Origin of the sequence: Alteromonas abrolhosensis (assembly GCF_001953635.1) — a bacterium.
Lineage (GTDB): Bacteria > Pseudomonadota > Gammaproteobacteria > Enterobacterales > Alteromonadaceae > Alteromonas > Alteromonas abrolhosensis.
In genome coordinates this window covers 123,742-141,261 of record NZ_MEJH01000010.1, presented here as the reverse complement: position 1 = coordinate 141,261, position 17,520 = coordinate 123,742, and the positions used below count along the sequence as shown (strand labels likewise).

The window sequence follows — 17,520 nt, the reverse complement described above, 5'->3', positions numbered from 1 at the left end:
GAAACTTAGGTGTTCCATCCGTCCAATTTAGACGACCATGCTTACGAAGCCAAACTAAAACCGTTGAACACCCCTGAATTCCGTAGTGGTCTTGTGCTTGTTTATATGTGAATTCGCCTTTTTCAACTTGGTCTACAACAGCCAATTTAAAAGCGAGGGAATAATCGCGTTGAGTTCTTTTGCTATTTGATTTCATTACACTCTCCAAATTAAGTTTGAAAAGTGTCAACGCTATTTAGGATGGGTCAATACGACCAAAAAAGGGGAAAGTGAGTGCACTTTTTGTCATATTTTAGGTATGCGCAGTAGCGCTTACTTTTTTAAGTAGATACCTATTCTTGGGTACTTCGGGAGATCTGACCACCTTTTTAATGGCGGAAATTTGAGCGTAGGTAAAGGTCCAGTACTTTAATCGTGTATGCAAATTCTCTTCTAACATTTAATGAAGTGCAGTAAAAAATCTATCTTTTCGCGGGAGATACATATCCTCTGTATCTAACGAAAATGCTACAGCATAGGCTTTCCCCTGAATTTCTTTTGTCGGAATAAATCCATAGTAACGAGAATCAACGCTATTATTTCGATTGTCGCCCATAGCCAGCACATGGTCTTTTGGCACAGTGACTGGATTAAAACTCTTGGCAGGACTTGGCAATGGGTTAAGTGCGATAGTGCGCCTCTGCCCAAGTAATTCTTCCGTGTAAAGGTAGTGATCTTTAGCGCTTAATGTCGCTTTTTCACCGTTCACAAAAAGCACATTGTTTTCTAGCTTTACCTTGTCACCCGCTACGGCAATGACGCGTTTAACTAGCCTCGTGTCGGCTGCACTACTGTCAATAATAACAATGTCGCCACGCTTGATATCACTGGTCTGAGCGATAACAAAATCGGTGAAAGGGAGTTCTAGCGTGTAGGCAGATTTGTCCACTACAACACGGTCACCCACCTGAATTGTAGGTTCCATTGAGCCTGTGGGAACGTAATACCAGTCTGCTACACTGCTTCTAAATGAGAAAAGTAAAACCACAAGTAATATGAAAGGTAAGTTGATCTTAACGCTTTGCTTTAGGTTTATCACGACTTTAGTTCTCTCTTTTTATGCACAATTCGTTATAGCGACAAGTTTCCAAGCCTAGGCTCTGTAATGAATGTAGATAATAAATCGTTTAATTTGTTCAACGTTATATTGTGGAAAATGTAACTAACTGTGTCCGGTGTCGTGCGACATCGCTTAGTATGTGTTGTCTTTTTTTTATTCAGATCTTGAAAAAATCTCGTCTTATCAGATTCTTACAGTAGTCATTTTCGCCGTTAGGGTAGTTGCTCAAAAGGGGGGGACTAAATGAAGTTGCCGGAAGCTCATGGCGCTAGTTGGGCGGTTGTGGTACTTGTTACTTTTTTGATTGGCGAAGAATAAATACGATGCTTAAAACATTCAATCGAACGAGAATGTATTCTGCAATAGCCGTAATCGCGTTGAGCGCAGTGTCGGTAGGCTGTACACAAAACACCAGTGGACCTCAAAGTACTCAAGCGGTTTCTCAAACGGCGAAAGATATAGCCCCCAAAACGACCTCGTTTAATGTAGATTATGAACGTTTCACTTTAGATAACGGACTCACCGTTATACTGCACGTAGACAGGTCTGACCCGGTTGCTGCCGTTGCGCTCACCGCACATGTTGGTTCAGCTAGGGAAAAGCAAGGACGTACGGGGTTTGCTCATTTATTTGAGCACTTACTTTTTCTTGAATCAGAGAACTTAGGAAAGGGGGGCTTAGATAAACTAAGCGCTAAGATTGGTGGCTCAGGGGCAAATGGATCAACAAGCCGTGACAGTACCAATTACTTTCAAACGGTACCTATTGATGCCCTAGAGAAAATGATTTGGGCTGAAGCCGACAAGCTAGGTTTCTTCATAAATACGGTGACAGAGCCAGTACTTGCAAAAGAAAAGCAGGTAGTAAAAAACGAAAAACGTCAAAGTGTAGACAATCGCCCGTATGGACATAATCAGTATGTGATAGATAAAAACCTGTATCCAGAGGGGCACCCGTACAGCTGGCAAGTTATAGGGTCATTAGACGATCTGCAAAAAGCAACCCTTGCCGACGTGAAAGAGTTTTTCAATAAATGGTATGTACCTAATAATGTAGTACTCACCATCGCGGGGGACATTGACGTAACCCAAACCAAAGCGTGGGTAAAAAAGTACTTCAATGAAATTCCAGCCGGTAAACAAATAGACGCACTGTTACCGCAGCCAGCCAAGCTGGATGCACCGATAAAGCGTTTCCACATAGATAATTTTGCTCAAGCCCCACTTTTAACCATGGTGTGGCCAACCGTACCTGAATATCACGATGACTATTACCCACTGCAAGTGCTTTCTCAATACTTAAGCCAGGGTAAAAACGCCCCCTTTAATAAGGTGCTTATTGATGAGCAAAAACTTACCAGTAACGTTTACCTTTATGGCTATGACTCAGAGATTGCCGGACAGTTACAGCTGCAGATTATGGCGTTTAATGGTGTGAACTTGAACTCTGTTGCTGAAGGCGTAAACGAAGCCTTCGCTCGTTTTGAAAATGATGGGATTTCGTCAACGGATTTGGCGCGTATAAAAGCAGGCCAAGAAACGGATTTTTATCAGGGGCTTTCAAGCGTTTTGGGTAAAGGCTTTCAACTGGCGCAGTATGAAATTTTTGCGGGTGGTGCTGAATTTATCAGCCAAGATGTACAGAAGATTATGAGCGTTACACAACAAGATGTAATGCGCGTTTACAACACCTATATCAAAGATAAACCTTTTGTTGCTACCAGCTTGGTACCGAGAGGGCAGCAAGAGTTGGCGTTAAGCGGCTCTACTGAAGCTAATGTAATTGAAGAGCAAATTGTCGCGGGGGCAGAAGAGAACTTTGATGCGTCAGTTGCGGCTGAATACGTACGTACGCCTTCATCTTTTGATCGCACGCAAGAGCCCGCTTATGGCGAACCAATAGAAATTACGCCACCAGTGGTTTGGCAAAATACACTGTCGTCAGGTATCAAATTAGCGGGTATTGCAAATGATGAAGTGCCGTTAGTTGCGTTTGAACTGAAGCTAGATGGTGGAATGCTGCTTGATTCAGCAGGTAAAACGGGAACAGCCAATTTGCTTGCAGCAACCTTGCTTAAAGGTACGGCGGAAAAGACACCCGAACAGCTGGAACAGGAAGTCGAACTTTTGGGTGCGTCTCTAGAGGCAAGTGCTTCTGAAACTGACATTACAATTAGTGGTTCGGTGCTGTCTAAGCACTACGGTGAATTGATGAAGCTTCTCACTGAAGTAGTACTGTCTCCTCGCTTTGATCAAGAGGAGTTTGAACTAGCCAAAGACGACACCATAAATCAGATTGAACAAATAAAAGCGAACCCTAATGCTATTGCGTCGGTAGAGTTTAAAACACTGCTTTACGGAAAAGAGCATCCATTTGCTAAAACCGTACTCGGTGATAAGCAAACCGTTGATGACATAGCAATTGAAGACATAAAAACGTATTACAATAACTACTTCACACCTTCATTGGCCAAGTTGCATGTTGTGGGAGACATTAAACAACAAGACGTTGAAACAAGCCTATCTCAACTTAATACGCGTTGGTTAGCGAAAGATGTAACGCTTGTGAAGGTACCGGAGCCTAAGATACCAGAAGAGGCAAAACTGTTTTTCTATGATGTGCCAGAAGCTAAACAGTCAGTCCTGTATTTCGGCCACTTCGCGCCTAAAGTGACTCATGACGACGCCTATAAAGTCAGTGTAATGAATTATCGTTTAGGTGGGGGCGGTTTCGCCTCACAGCTTATGCAGGAACTACGTGAAAACAAAGGCTACACCTATGGCATTCGTTCATCGTTTTCTAGTGATCAGTACACGGGTGAATTTACCATTCGAAGCGCTGTAAGGTCGAACGTAACGTTGGAGGCAACTCAAGCTATAATGGATATTTTGGCAAGCTTTGGTACCAACTATTCAGATGAAGATTTAAACGTCACAAAGGGCTTTACGCTTAAATCAGGCGCAAGGGCGTTTGAAACTTTGGGTGCAAAACTGAATATGATTGCTGAGATCAGTGATTTTGGCCTGCCTGAGGATTACGTTCTACAGCAACAATCAGAAGTGAAAGCGTTAACCGTTGGTGAGGTAAAGCGCCTTTACGGTGAATATGTGCATCCTGACAAGATGATTTATTTGATAGTAGGGGATAAAGCCACTCAATTTGAGCGTTTAGAAGCGCTTGGGTTAGGGCTGCCGATATTGTTAAACCCCTAATTTAAAAGCGCTGACACTACTTTTGGGTGTCGGTTATTTTTCTGCAGAAGCTGTCTAAAAGCAAACAGCCTACGTGAACAAATATCACGTGGGCTGTTTTCAAACGGTAGATGAATAACCTAGTGGGTTTTTAGTTTGGCTAGTAGCTGCTGCAAGCCGCTTACTGCACCAAAGATGGATTTAGAGCTTTCCGCAGATGCTTGAGAGTTGGTTGAAACTTCATAAGTTGCGTTACCTATAACAACCATATTTCTATTAAGCTCCTCACTTACTTGGCTTTGTTCTTCAGCGGCAGCCGCCATTTGTGTCATACGCTCGCTGATTTCACCGATTTGCAAAACGGTAGTCTGCATTTTCTCTAAAGCTGATTGAGAACGCTGCGCAGCTTCATCGGCTTTTTGACTGCCCGAGTATATGGTGTCTACCGTATGATCAACTTCGCTTTGAAGTGCTGTAATTACTTTACCAATTTCTCCCACAGACTCAGCAGTTTTAGATGCTAGCGAGCGAACTTCGTCGGCCACTACACTAAATCCTCTACCATTGTCTCCAGCCCGAGCAGCTTCGATAGCGGCGTTAAGTGCTAAAAGGTTGGTTTGATCAGCGATGGCGCCAATGACGTCGAGAATTTTTCTGATATCCGTACTTCTCTCAGATACCGCCTGAACAGCCCTAGATGCGTTTTGCATATTTTTCGAGAGTTCGGTTACTGAATGTGTAGATTCTGAGATTTCGCTTTCTGTTTGCTTAACCGAGTCGGTTGCATTGTCAGCGTTGTCCGCAGCATCCGCAGCCGTTCTAGCCACTTCTTGTGCTGTTTGAGACATTTCAGTAATAGCAGTTACTACGCTATCTATTTCTGTTTGCTGAACTTGAATCAATTTATTGGTACTTTCTGTATGACCAAGCGTTTCTTCGCTCTGTTCCATCACTTGACCACAGGATTGTTTAGCTTGTTCAAGTAGCTCACGCACCCTTTCTTTGAAGTGATTGAATGCTTCGCTCAGTTGAATCAGCTCTGCGTGAGAGTGAACATGAATGTCCTGAGTTAAATCGCCACCTTGACCAGCCAGCTCTTCCATTCTATCAGCCACTTGTCGTACAGGCTGGATGATACTTTTTGTAAACGCAAACACCAATGCAAGAGCAATTGCGGTGCATATGACTGCAACAATGAATTGCGTAGATAATAAAGATGTCACTGCAGATGAAATCATGGTTTCGAGGGACGTAACTGGTGCCAATGCGTGGGCCTTACTCACCCCCACTATCATCTTCCATTTGACGTTAGCAAGAGAGAGTGTGATATCTTCAGAGACGTAGAGCATACCTTCGCTCTCAATCAGTCCAGACTGCTGATTAGCTCCTAGCAGGGTACTCGCTTTATCTGCGTTACCAAAAACTTCCGAAAAAGGGCGGGCAAGCTTATCTTGTGCACTGGTAGCCGCAACAACCAGCCCATTTTGACTAACCACGTATACTTCAGCATTACCGCTATACAGAGATGCCTTGAGATCCTCGGCGCGCTTTTGAATAATCGGAAGGTTTAAGTCGGCTCCAACCACACCTCTAAATTGATTGTTCGCAATAACTGGCACGGTCAGGCTGGTCATTAGTTCTGTATATCCTTCACGTATTTCATATTGATAAGGGTTGGATACACAAGGTCTGCGAGTTTCTTTGTTACATAGGTACCATTCTGCAGCTCTAAACCCGAATTCATCTAACGTTGTATCATGTTTCAACGTTGGATCTGTAATAACCACTTGCTCAGGTTTATTGTTCTCACCGCGAATGAAATACACTTCAAAGCTTCCAGTGCCAGGTGTTGAATGTACCTTTCCTTTGCTGTTTTCTTTTGCTTTTCCGTCAAATAAATTGGTTTCAAACTGCGCATATGCACTTGATGTTAAACCATTAGCGAGCATGTTTTTCACTAGGCGTTGGGTTTGCTCACGACTTAACGACAAGCCATCGTTGGCTGAGATACTTGATGATAACTGCGCAGCAAGCGCATTGGGTAAAACATGGGCACTGTTAATTAATGTTTCAGTTTGCGCTGCATATTGTGCCGCTTTCGCTGATACAGTTCTTTGTATTTGGTCAATAACTTCATTGTTAACATGCTGGTCTATTTCTTTTTCAGTGCGATCAAGCAGCACATAGCTCACTCCAATAAATACCGAAGCGATCAAGATTAACAGCGCGCCAACAACTGACATGAGCTTAGAAGACAATGAGTGACTTTTTTTCATGAGGAAACAACTTAGATTGGGTAAAGACAAGTAATGTATGAAAGTACGTTGCCAGCGAGTAATTAGTGCGTGAAAGCAATTCGCCTGTACCTGGAGTGTAACCGAACATTGAAGGTGTACTGAGAGTTACACAGTGCGATCATACACCAGCAGATACAATCATTTTTTAAGATTAGGTTTTTCTCTGTGTACATTGGTATTGGGTTTTATACGTAACGGGCTGAAGGCTAAATGACCGAAAGTGCGTGTATTTAACGTATCTCAATAGCTGGCTTTGTTGGTCTCATATATCAATTGTTACTAACAAGCCGTCTACTTTACGGCTCAGACCGGATTTTTAACAAACTAGATGTATATAAAGGGTTGCAGGAGGCATGTGTGATTGAAGAAAAGAAGGAGTCGCATCATCGAGAGCAAGATGTGGCACTTAGCCATACAGAAGAAAAGGACGTAAGAGATAATCAGAGTTTAAATTCTGTCTCTTTGTACGCCATTGTTCATAGGGAAGGATTGGAAGAGCTTCAGCGCCCGTTTACATCTTTATGGTGGTCGGGTGTGGCAGCAGGTATTGGCATCTCGCTCTCTATACTCGCGGAAGGGATCCTTCATCACCTTTTTGCTAACTCTCCCAATCAATTTGTTATAGAGAATTTAGGCTATACGGTGGGCTTTGTACTGGTTATTGTCGGTCGGCTACAGCTTTTTACCGAAAATACCCTTTCGGTTATTCTGCCTTTATTAAGCAAGCCCTCTCTTAATATGGGGTTTTGCATAGCCCGACTATGGTTCATCGTTTTCGCTGCCAATATGGTGGGGACATTTATGGCTGCGTCATTTTGCTATTCGTTGCAAGCCGTTCCTCAAGAGTTAGTGGAGGGGATGACCGCCATATCTGAGCACTATGCAAAGTTAACACCGTCAGACGCCTTCTCGTATGGCATTACATCTGGATTTATCATTGCCGCTATTGTGTGGATGAAGCCCTCGGTTAAGCACTCTCAAATTTTAATGATAGTGATTTTTACCTATTTGATTGCTATCGGAAATTTTACTCACGTAATCGCTGGCTCTACAGAGCTTTTCTTACTGGCGCTTCAAGAGAAAATAACAATCAGCCAGACCCTTTCGCTTATAGGCGCAACATTGACGGGAAATATTGTTGGAGGAACAGGGCTATTCGCGTTACTAGCTTATGGGCAGGTGGTAAGAGAAATCGAAAAATAAATTGGAGGTGTTTCGCGTCTTTGGGTAGCTATCACTATTGTAATGCAGGTTTTGTGGTTCTCTATATTGCCTGATAAATGTATATGCTCATAACGCAAAGACGTTATGAGCATTTTCGATTAATAGTAGAGTTTTACTTTTTGGTATCCTCTACTTAGTCATTCATCAGTGTAAGTCAATCCTAATGGTTAGGTTGTCCCGAAGCTGGTCGACTCAAAATCATTGAGGCAGCAGGAGCATCTGCTAAGTACTCATCTATGAGGGTATAGCTTGGAACATTAAGCAAATAGGGCATCGTGTTTTCCTGATAGCCGAATATCTGCTCTATCAATCCATTGTGGGAGTAAGTTGAAATAACGTCCTGCGAATAAGTGTTATTATTCCATCTTTCCGAACCTAAGATATACTCACTGGTATTTCCAACTGTATTAGGCAAGCTATTAGCTTTTAGCTTCATTTCATTGGTAAACGTGTTGTTTTCAATATAAATATGAGGATATTCATAGAACCAACCTTCTAAATCCATACTTTCTCTAAGTAACCATGTTACTTCGGCAGTACCGTTTACAGGGTGCACTAGGTTGTTTTGCATGTTAAACGAAGTTAGTTCGAACGATAAGTTGAACAGGTAAGTATCAAAAGTTGGAACGTTTAGTAGGATTATATTATTAGCGAATCGTACTCGACCATTTGAACCACCTGCACCATCGTTGCCAAATCTTGCCATTGGGAATGCTTTATTCATTACTATGGTATTACCAACCACGTCTTGATCAGTATAAGGCAAGCTTCTTAGCGCTGGGCCAATAAGTTCGATCGCATAGCGAGATTGTTCAATATCGCTTACTTCAATCCAGTTATAATATAACTCGGTTCTTTCTGCTCGAGATTTAACACTGTTTCCTCGATTGTTGTGTAAGAAAGAGCGTTCAACTCTTAGAACACTGTTAGGAAACCTAAAGTGGTCAGTAGCTACATAAATCGGATGACCCCATTTGGCATCAGGACTAGCCAGGCCACCTGAGTTTGTAACTTCAGTGTTGAAGATCGATAGGCTCCCCGAATTATTATCCGTACCCAATATTCCTATACTTGGACAGTTATGAATAAAAGAGTCATGAATACTAATATTGTCAGACTCGTGTCTAAAGCAAAGCGAGTCGCCGCCGGTGATTTCGACATTATGTAGTTCAATTGAGTGAGAGCTTCTCAAACCAACCGTCCATTCCCAATCTGAATGATTTCCAACAAATCGCGGTTTCTTGCCGTTCACTTCTACGCCCACGATTTTTATTGGTAATTCAGGCGTACCGCTAATGTTCTCCATGATAAATGGGGCATAGTCTGCATCACCTATAACTTCAACAACATCGCCAGCGACTAACATCTGCATGATATCTTCAATTTGTCGATGTTCTTGCGATGGGCCAATTCTCCAGGTTTTTGGAGATCGTTCTGTATTTATTGTTTGAATTCCCCAATTGAAGAAAAAGTTTCTGCTATCACGGGCTTGCTCTCCCGGCTCAACGCGTACTCTTACAGACTTGCTTTGCATATAGTCCTCGGGCGTAACTGTGCCTAGTACTAATTTATCTCCGTTAGAAAGAACGCTTTCTTGCTGAGTAAACGGTTGTCCATTAATTGAGAACCAGCTTCCCTGATAACTGCTAATCGTTAACTCAGTTTCCAAGCCTTCAATTTCAATACAGCTAGACGCTAATTCATGGTTTAGTGGTTGGTAAAGAGAGTCGGGAAAAGCGGCAGCTTGAAAGTATCTGGTGTCATTTACTCGTAAGTGAAATGATGACAAACGACAGTTAGCGAACATGTCGTCAGTGACTTCCATGGTGAAGCTATCGGCAACAGGTGTGTCAGGTGTATCTACCGACGTTATATTATTTTCGATAACCCATTTGACCTCGCTGTCAGAAGTAGCTTCACCGTCCCAAGTTTTCTTTAAATTAAACCAAGAATAACTAAATCCTGGCGTAATAAAGGTATGTTCTAGGTGAATTTTGTCCCCGTAGCCTAGTTGAACACTTTCGCCTTCGAAAGGAGTGTCATTAACGAAGACCGTTAGGTTTTTCTGAACCGGCTCTACTTCTAAAAGCGAGTTTGGTTCTGCGTTAATCATACAAGTCGACTTGGCAGAAATATTGTCATTTGACGTCACAGTGTGGGGAAGAATTCCTGTGTTTGTATCGTCTCTGGTTAGTACGTAACAATCAGAAATGCTCGTATAAGCATCATCAGAGCGGTTGCCAATATACCATTGGTAATAAGTAGTTGAGACGGTTCCATCTTCTAAGCCTTGTTGCAAAATAAGTCTGTCTAGCAGTACGTTGCCAAGCTTATTAGGAGCGACATTTTTAATCTTAATAATGTCGCCATTATCTATTTGCTTCTCCTCACGTGAGTAATCACCGTAGTTTACAGAAAACTCACTGTCGCGTTGAAATTTGGCAATAACAGGGGTGGGAAGGTTAGTTACATGAATACATTGCGAAGTCACTGTTTCGCCGGGCACTTTATATTTTTCTGCTGGTAATTCGAACACGCGGAGTCTTTGACGGCGTTCGTCAAACGTGAAATCAGCTTCATAGCAGCTTTGCGCAGACATTACATCAGAGGAAGCCGTAGTAACCGTCCATGGATAGTCCCACTGGTTGGGTTGTTCTTCTGAAGTTGGTTGAGAAAGGACTAGGCCCGTTGTTTTCACTTGTCCGGGTTCACTGGGCGCATAACTCTTTAACTGAACTGTATCATAGTTATTTACTAGGGCTGGCTCACTTGAAAACTGTCCGCCGTTCACAGACAGTTGCGTTGAATTTGTTGGAGACGCCATCAATTCTGATTCTACGTCTACTAACGTGATGCACTGGGATAACACTTCAGTGTTAGGCACATCTTCACTAGTTGTTTCGAAAACAAACTGCAACCTATCTTCAAGGTCGCTATATAATTTGATGCTTCTTTCTTCGCAATTTTCTTGGGCGAAGCTAGAAAAACTCATTAAGCTCACTACGGAGGTAATGAGCCATATTTTTTTTAGATGAAATAAATTAAAGCTGTAACCATTCATATTAGACTACTCAAAACTGCTGACTTAAAAATTATGGGTACAAGACGAACTAGAGATAGGTAAAGACCTAAATATTTGTGTCTCTTTGCATAGTCTAGTTACAGTGATATCTAAAACTGTATCAAGCCATGTAAGCACGTATATTTATTTATACCTATGTAGGCAACACCTTGAACGAAATCAATTGATTAAGTAAATGGGTCAAAGATTAAATATTGAGGGTCTGTCTGTTTGATACTCTGGAGGTTCAGTTTTGCCAAAAAGAGCTAAAGTTAAGTGTATTCTGAAAAAGATATTGGCTTTTAAATAGGAGTGAAATTAGCTAAGCGTTAACTGCGTAAAAGCAAATGCCCTTCTAAGGAAGAGCATTTGACAGAGTAATGAGGGTAAATTCGTATTATATCGAATACTTTACTTATGACGCTCACGCAGCACGTTAAGTGCATCGTTAAGGGACATATCGCTTGCCTGAAGCAGTACAGTGAGGTGATACAACAAATCAGCGGCTTCGTTTTTAAGCTCTTCCTTGTCGTGCACAGTCGCAGCCAATGCGGTTTCTACCCCTTCTTCGCCAACCTTCTGGGCTATGCGCTTAATGCCTTTGTTGTAGAGGCTAGCGGTATAGCTGCTTTTTGGGTCGGCATCTTTGCGGGCAGCCAATACTCGCTCTAAGTCAGCAAGGAAAGTAAAGGCTGGTGTGTTGCCGTCGAACCAACAGCTTTCAACACCAGTGTGGCATGTTGGGCCGTTAGGGTTGGCAAGTACCAACAGTGAATCTTGGTCGCAGTCACAAGCAACGCTCACTAAATCTAGCGTGTTACCTGACGTTTCACCCTTGGTCCAAAGGCGTTGCTTTGAGCGACTGAAAAAAGTCACTTTACCCGTTTCAAGAGTTTTCGCTAGGGCGTCTTGGTCCATGTAGCCCTGCATTAACACCTTGCCAGACAGTGCGTCTTGCACAATGGCGGGCAACAGGTTGTCCATTTTATCCCAAGCTAATTCATTGCTGTTTTCGTTGGTAATGATCACGGGTTTACTCCTTTTGCTTGCGCCGTTAATCCGTGACGCTTACGCATGGCAATGCCATTTCTGGTTAACTCTGCTTTTAGCTCATCAATATTAATGATGCCTTTATGAAATACCGATGCCGCCAGAGCGCCATCTACATCAGCTTGTTGAAACACATCAGTAAAGTGAGCTATTTCACCTGCACCACCTGAGGCAATTAGCGGCACTTCACATACATCGCGTACGGCTTTAAGCTGCTTCACGTCATAGCCTTTGCGCACGCCGTCTTGGTTCATGCAGTTCAGAACAATTTCACCCGCACCGCGCGACTGAACTTCTTTAATCCAATCGATGGTTTGCCACTGACTTTTCTGGGTGCGAGCCTCATCACCAGTGAATTTGTACACTTCGTATTGGTCGGTTGCTTCGTTATAGAAACTGTCGATACCAATCACTACGCACTGTTGACCGTATACGTCGTGCAGCTGGTTAATAAGGTCTGGATTGTTGAGGGCAGGGGAGTTAATCGAAATTTTATCTGCACCCATTTCCAAAATGCGCCCAGCGTCTTCAATACTTTTTATGCCGCCAGCAACACAGAACGGGATATCAATAACCTGTGCAATACGGCTTACCCAGCTTTTATCCACTACGCGAGCGTCTGAGCTAGCGGTTATATCATAAAATACAAGTTCGTCGGCGCCAGCTTTTGCATATTGCTCAGCAAGAGGCACAATATCACCAATAATTTCGTGGTTTCTAAACTGAACGCCCTTAACAACTTTGCCGTCGCGTACGTCTAGGCACGGTATTATGCGTTTTGCCAGCATACGATAGCCTCCTTCACCGTAAACTTACCTTCAAGTAACGCGCGGCCTAAAATAACGCCGCCAACGTTAGTCGGCTTCAACGCTTCAATATCGGCGATGCTACCTATGCCGCCAGACGCTTGCCAGCTAACGTGTGGGAAACGGGCTGCCATTTCTTGATACAGCTCAGTGTTCGCACCTTGTAGCGTGCCGTCGCGACTAATGTCGGTGCACAGTACGTGCTTTGCGCCCACTTTAGCGAAGTCTTCAAGCAAGCCTTCAAGGGCTACGCCCGAATTCTCTTGCCAACCGTGGGTGGCAATAAGCTTTTCACCGGTGTCGCTAATATTGATATCAAGGGCCAGTACAATGTGCTCTGGACCGTATTTTTCTACCCAAGACTTCACAAGCTCGGGTTGTTTTACAGCCAAAGAACCAATCACTACGCGGCTTACGCCTGTTTCGAGTAACTGCGCCACTTCTTCTTCGCTTCGAATACCGCCGCCTGCTTGAAACTGCATGCGCTTGGTGTCGACCATAGACTTAATAAGGGAAAGCTGACGCTTACTGGTGTCTTTAGCGCCTGTTAGGTCAACAATGTGTAACCAAGTTGCACCTTGGTCAGCGTAGTCGTGAACCACTTCAACTGGGTCCAGTTCGTATTGGGTTTTCTGCTCGTAGTCGCCTTGATAAAGGCGTACTACGCGTCCGTCAATAAGATCAATCGCTGGAATAATCATTATAGGTTCACAAAGTTAGTCAGTAGTTGTGCTCCGGCCTCGCCAGAACGCTCTGGGTGAAATTGCACCCCGTAAAAGTTGTCTTTATTTATAGCTGCTGAAAACGTATTACCATAAGTGCAGCTTGCAAGCGTGTGCTCGTATTCAGGAACGGCAAAACTGTGCACAAAGTAAAAGTAGGTCTCTTGTGGGATGCCTTTGAACAAACTTTCGTTGTTGTGAGTAACAGTATTCCAACCCATATGAGGCAAGCGCACGCCTTTCGATTCCATGCGAGCTACGTGCCCGGGCATAAGGTTCAAACAGTCGATATTGCCTGTACCTTGAAAACCACCTTCAGCGCTGGTTTCAACCATAAGCTGCATGCCTAAACATACGCCTAGCACAGGTTGGGTAAGCGACTGAAGGGTTTCCACTAGCGCTTTTTGCTTAATGCTCGCCATAGCCGCCGCCGCTGTACCTACGCCGGGTAAAAACACTTTGTCAGCGCTTTTAATCACGTTTACATCGTCAGATACGTCTACTTCAACGCCCAAGCGCTCAAGGGCAAAGCGTACCGACGAAATATTCGCGCAGCCGGTGTTCACTATCACTATTTTTTGTCGCTGGCTGGGATTTACCACTGACATTACAGGGCTCCTTTACTGCTAGGTAGTGCATCACCCTGGCGCGTAATGGCTTGACGTAGCGCACGACCAAATACTTTAAACAGGCTTTCTACCTGGTGGTGAGCATTACCTTCGCTGGTGGAAAGGTGCAGTGATAGCCCCATGCTTTGTGCAAGCGAGTAAAAGAAGTGCGGCACCATTTCGGTGGCCATTTCGCCTACCTGATCGCGGCTAAATTCAGCGTCAAACTTAAGATAAGGGCGGTTAGAAATGTCCATAATACATTCCGCACGGCACTCATCCATTGGCAAAGCAAAGCCAAATCGTCCGATTCCACGCTTGTCGCCCAGTGCCTTTTTAAGGGCTTCGCCAAGGGCAAGTGCGGTGTCTTCTACACTGTGGTGGTCGTCAATGTGTAAATCGCCATCGGTAGTGAGAGTTAACTCAAAACCACCGTGGGTCGCAATTTGGTCTAGCATGTGGTCAAAAAAGCCCATGCCGGTTTGAATTGTCGACTTAGCCTGCGAATCAAGATCTACACGCACGCGAATATCAGTTTCAGAGGTGGTACGTACCACTTCTGCAATACGTGAAGACGCTAACAAGCTTTTCTGAATATCGTTCCAGTTTAAGCTTTCACGGTTGTACTGAAAACTGCGAATTCCCATATTTTCAGCAAGCTGTACATCGGTAATTCTGTCACCAATAACAAACGAACGAGTGAAGTCCACTTTGCCTTGCTGTAGGTATTCTTGTACTAAGCCAAGCTTTGGTTTGCGGCATGTGCAGTTATCAGCATCGAAGTGCGGGCAAATAAGCACGTCGTCAAACACTACACCCTGGCTTTCGAAAATGGCCATCATGGCATTGTGTGGCTTGTCGAAGTCTTCTTGCGGGAAACTGTCTGTACCCAAGCCGTCTTGGTTACTTACCATCACGAGTTTAAACCCAGCTGCCTTTAGTTTAAGTAGCACAGGAATAACGTTTGGCTCGAAAACAAGCTTCTCTAAACTATCTAATTGCTTATCTACTGGCGGCTCTTCTACAAGTGTACCGTCGCGGTCAATAAATAAAATGGCTTGCTGACTCATGCCGCGTCCTCATTATTTTTAAATTCGTTAATTAGCTGCATTAAACGCTGGTTTTGCTCTTCAGTACCGATGCTTACACGTAAACAGTTTTGTAAGTTAAGCTGTTTTGATTGATCGCGAATAAGCATGCCTTGGCTTACCAAGTACTTCATTAGGGCTTGCGCTTTTGCGTAGCGGAATAAGATAAAGTTTGCTCGTCTATCACCCACTAATTCAAAGCCTTCAATAGATTCCAGCGCTTCGGCTAGCGCCTCTTTTTCCCGGTTAATGGTAGCCACCTGAAGCTCAAGTAACGTTAGCGACTCAGCCGACAATGCTTGTGCGGCAATCTGTGCTACTGGCTCTGGAATGGGATAGGGCGCTATCACTTTAAGTAGTGCTTGGATGACGGGTGCCTGAGCAAGTGTAAAACCACAGCGAAGACCGGCAAGTGCAAACGCTTTAGACAGCGTACGTAGTACCACTAAGTTCGGGTAGTTGTTTATTTCATTTGCCCACGTATTGTCAGCATCAAACTCAATGTACGCTTCGTCTACAACAACTAGTGCTTTATCGGCAAAGTGGTTGAGCACAGTTTTAATGTCTTCACGAGCAACTGGCGTACCGGTTGGGTTATTTGGCGCACAGATGAAAATCACGTTAACGTCATCTTCAGCGCATACAGCATTCACGTTAAGACTAAAGTCGTCGTTAAGCGGTACTTTCTTAATGCCCACATCACAGGTTTCAGCACTTATTGCATACATACCGTAGGTAGGCGGGCATATCAGAATGCTGTCTTTACCCGGCGTGCAGAAGGTGCGGATAAGTAACTCAATGCCTTCATCTGCGCCGCGGGTAACAATAAGCTGCGATTTGTCGAGCCCTGCGTAGTTTGCGTATCCACTGACTACCGCTTCGGGCTGACATGACGGATAGCGGTTAAAGTTACTGCTATTAACGCTGTATTCATTAGCGTAAGGTGACTCGTTGGCATTAAGCCAATCTTGACCGCCTGAAAACAAGCGACGCGCCGATTCATACGGCTTTAGCGGCACTAAATTTTCGTTAATTAAGTTATCGATAAGTGCCGACATTAGGCGTCTCCTTGCTTAAGTGCCTGCATACGAAGTGCAACGGCTTGTTCGTGTGCATCTAAACCTTCTGCTGCCGCTAGTGCCATAATCGCAGGGCCTAAATTGCGCATGCCGTCTTCACTCAACTCTTGAATTGTGTAGCGGCGCATAAAGTCTAAAAGACCAAGGCTGGAATAATTCTTAGCATAGCCATAAGTTGGCAGTACGTGGTTAGTACCTGACGCGTAATCACCGGCAGACTCTGGTGACCACGGGCCTAGGAATATAGAGCCTGCGTATTTAATTTTTGGCAAGTAATCACGGGCATTCTCTATTTGTACAATTAAGTGCTCAGCGGCGTAGGCGTTACTTGCTTCAATGGCTTGCTCAATTGAATCAGCCAAAATATAACGCGCATTTTCCATAGCAGGGCGTGCAATTTCAGCGCGAGATAAGGTCGCTAATTGACGTTCAACGGCGGCTTTAGCTTCTTCAATGAGCGTAGCGCTGTTAGACACTAAAATAGCCTGCGAGTCTGGACCGTGCTCGGCTTGGGAAAGTAAATCAGCAGCCACAAATTCAGGGTTTGCGAACTCATCCGCAAGTACTAACACTTCTGACGGTCCCGCCGGCATATCAATAGCTGCGCCATCAGCACGCTGGCTTACTTGCTGTTTAGCTTCAGTCACAAAGCTGTTTCCTGGGCCGAAAATTTTATCAACCTGTGGAATGGTGTTTGTACCCAACGCCATGGCTGCAACCGCTTGAGCGCCACCACATAAAAAGATTTTGTCGATACCGCACTTTCCTGCCGCATACGCAATTTCAGGCGCGATAAGCTGTTCTTTATTTGGTGGTGTGCAAAGCAGTTTATTTTCACAACCCGCTACCAATGCAGGCACGCCCAGCATTAACACGGTAGAAGGAAGCGGCGCGCTGCCACCTGGAATATAAAGACCTACTGCATCAAGTGCAGTAAAGCGAAGCTCACATTTAACACCTGGTGTGGTAGTGAGCGCGATATCACTGGGCATTTGTGCTTCGTGAAAGGCTTTAATGTTATTAAACGCAGTGTCGATAGCACTTGCCACTACAGGCGTTACCTTGGCAGCAAGGGCATCAATATCGTCTTGTGAAAGCACAAGATTGGTTAGATCAGGACAGTCAAATTTACGTGTGTAATCCAGAACTGCCGCATCGCCTTCTGCTTCAACGCGGGCGATAATGTCGCCCACGGTTTTCTTTAACTGTTGGCTATTGGCCATAGCCGGGCGGGCTAGCGCCTGTTTTTTCTCATTTGCCGAAAGAGATGACCAAGTAATCATAATTGCCTGCCT

General features: G+C 44.2%; 12 protein-coding genes and 1 pseudogene. 2 read left to right on the top strand and 11 right to left on the bottom strand.

The annotated features are described in order from the left end of the window. Together BGK61_RS15170 and lepB are read right to left on the bottom strand one after the other, a co-directional pair. Nucleotides 1–196, bottom strand: a pseudogene (locus BGK61_RS15170) (IS3 family transposase); the annotation flags it as partial. 243 nt (nt 197–439) lie between these two features. Next, on the bottom strand, nt 440–1,078 hold the full coding sequence (gene lepB / locus BGK61_RS15165; protein ID WP_076012699.1) for a signal peptidase I: 639 nt from the start codon (nt 1,076–1,078) through the stop codon (nt 440–442). Between the two features lie 344 nt (nt 1,079–1,422). On the opposite strand from lepB, the gene BGK61_RS15160 reads away from it, so the two are divergent. After that, entirely contained in the window at nt 1,423–4,311 is a 2,889-nt protein-coding gene (locus tag BGK61_RS15160; RefSeq protein WP_076012700.1) for a M16 family metallopeptidase, read from the top strand. Nucleotides 4,312–4,430: 119 nt separating this feature from the next. Here the strand turns inward: BGK61_RS15160 and BGK61_RS15155 are convergent, their stop codons facing one another. Beyond that, nucleotides 4,431–6,566: a methyl-accepting chemotaxis protein gene (locus tag BGK61_RS15155; protein ID WP_076012701.1), complete on the bottom strand. Its 2,136-nt coding sequence runs from the start codon at nt 6,564–6,566 to the stop codon at nt 4,431–4,433. 378 nt (nt 6,567–6,944) lie between these two features. On the opposite strand from BGK61_RS15155, the gene BGK61_RS15150 reads away from it, so the two are divergent. Further along, complete coding sequence (locus BGK61_RS15150) at nt 6,945–7,790, top strand: formate/nitrite transporter family protein (RefSeq protein WP_076012702.1); 846 nt, start codon at nt 6,945–6,947, stop codon at nt 7,788–7,790. 181 nt (nt 7,791–7,971) lie between these two features. Here the strand turns inward: BGK61_RS15150 and BGK61_RS15145 are convergent, their stop codons facing one another. The 8 genes from BGK61_RS15145 to hisD form a co-directional block, all read right to left on the bottom strand. Next, on the bottom strand, nt 7,972–10,803 hold the full coding sequence (locus tag BGK61_RS15145; protein WP_234349535.1) for a hypothetical protein: 2,832 nt from the start codon (nt 10,801–10,803) through the stop codon (nt 7,972–7,974). 480 nt (nt 10,804–11,283) lie between these two features. Then, nucleotides 11,284–11,901, bottom strand: coding sequence for a bifunctional phosphoribosyl-AMP cyclohydrolase/phosphoribosyl-ATP diphosphatase HisIE (hisIE, locus tag BGK61_RS15140; protein ID WP_014998872.1), 618 nt, complete (start codon nt 11,899–11,901; stop codon nt 11,284–11,286). Continuing rightward, on the bottom strand, nt 11,898–12,710 hold the full coding sequence (hisF, locus tag BGK61_RS15135; protein ID WP_076012976.1) for an imidazole glycerol phosphate synthase subunit HisF: 813 nt from the start codon (nt 12,708–12,710) through the stop codon (nt 11,898–11,900). Before hisF ends, hisIE begins: the two co-directional genes overlap by 4 nt. Beyond that, nucleotides 12,692–13,429, bottom strand: coding sequence for a 1-(5-phosphoribosyl)-5-[(5-phosphoribosylamino)methylideneamino]imidazole-4-carboxamide isomerase (hisA, locus tag BGK61_RS15130; RefSeq protein WP_076026106.1), 738 nt, complete (start codon nt 13,427–13,429; stop codon nt 12,692–12,694). Before hisA ends, hisF begins: the two co-directional genes overlap by 19 nt. Next, nucleotides 13,429–14,058 carry an imidazole glycerol phosphate synthase subunit HisH gene (hisH, locus tag BGK61_RS15125; protein WP_014998869.1) on the bottom strand — a complete coding sequence of 210 codons (630 nt, stop codon included), beginning with the start codon at nt 14,056–14,058 and terminating at the stop codon, nt 13,429–13,431. Before hisH ends, hisA begins: the two co-directional genes overlap by 1 nt. Next, nucleotides 14,058–15,128: a bifunctional histidinol-phosphatase/imidazoleglycerol-phosphate dehydratase HisB gene (hisB, locus tag BGK61_RS15120; RefSeq protein ID WP_014998868.1), complete on the bottom strand. Its 1,071-nt coding sequence runs from the start codon at nt 15,126–15,128 to the stop codon at nt 14,058–14,060. Before hisB ends, hisH begins: the two co-directional genes overlap by 1 nt. Next, complete coding sequence (gene hisC / locus BGK61_RS15115; protein ID WP_076011718.1) at nt 15,125–16,204, bottom strand: histidinol-phosphate transaminase; 1,080 nt, start codon at nt 16,202–16,204, stop codon at nt 15,125–15,127. Before hisC ends, hisB begins: the two co-directional genes overlap by 4 nt. Then, nucleotides 16,204–17,508, bottom strand: coding sequence for a histidinol dehydrogenase (hisD, locus tag BGK61_RS15110; protein ID WP_076011717.1), 1,305 nt, complete (start codon nt 17,506–17,508; stop codon nt 16,204–16,206). The genes hisC and hisD overlap by 1 nt, the downstream gene beginning before the upstream one ends. Nucleotides 17,509–17,520: the final 12 nt, after the last annotated feature.

Bases quoted from the DNA above. Each gene is read 5' to 3' on its own strand.
- BGK61_RS15155 (WP_076012701.1), bottom strand. From the start codon at position 6,566: ATGAAAAAAAGTCACTCATTGTCTTCTAAGCTCATGTCAGTTGTTGGC.
- hisA (WP_076026106.1), bottom strand. From the start codon at position 13,429: ATGATTATTCCAGCGATTGATCTTATTGACGGACGCGTAGTACGCCTT.
- hisF (WP_076012976.1), bottom strand. From the start codon at position 12,710: ATGCTGGCAAAACGCATAATACCGTGCCTAGACGTACGCGACGGCAAA.
- BGK61_RS15160 (WP_076012700.1), top strand. From the start codon at position 1,423: ATGCTTAAAACATTCAATCGAACGAGAATGTATTCTGCAATAGCCGTA.
- hisH (WP_014998869.1), bottom strand. From the start codon at position 14,058: ATGTCAGTGGTAAATCCCAGCCAGCGACAAAAAATAGTGATAGTGAAC.
- hisC (WP_076011718.1), bottom strand. From the start codon at position 16,204: ATGTCGGCACTTATCGATAACTTAATTAACGAAAATTTAGTGCCGCTA.
- hisB (WP_014998868.1), bottom strand. From the start codon at position 15,128: ATGAGTCAGCAAGCCATTTTATTTATTGACCGCGACGGTACACTTGTA.
- hisD (WP_076011717.1), bottom strand. From the start codon at position 17,508: ATGATTACTTGGTCATCTCTTTCGGCAAATGAGAAAAAACAGGCGCTA.
- BGK61_RS15145 (WP_234349535.1), bottom strand. From the start codon at position 10,803: ATGAGTTTTTCTAGCTTCGCCCAAGAAAATTGCGAAGAAAGAAGCATC.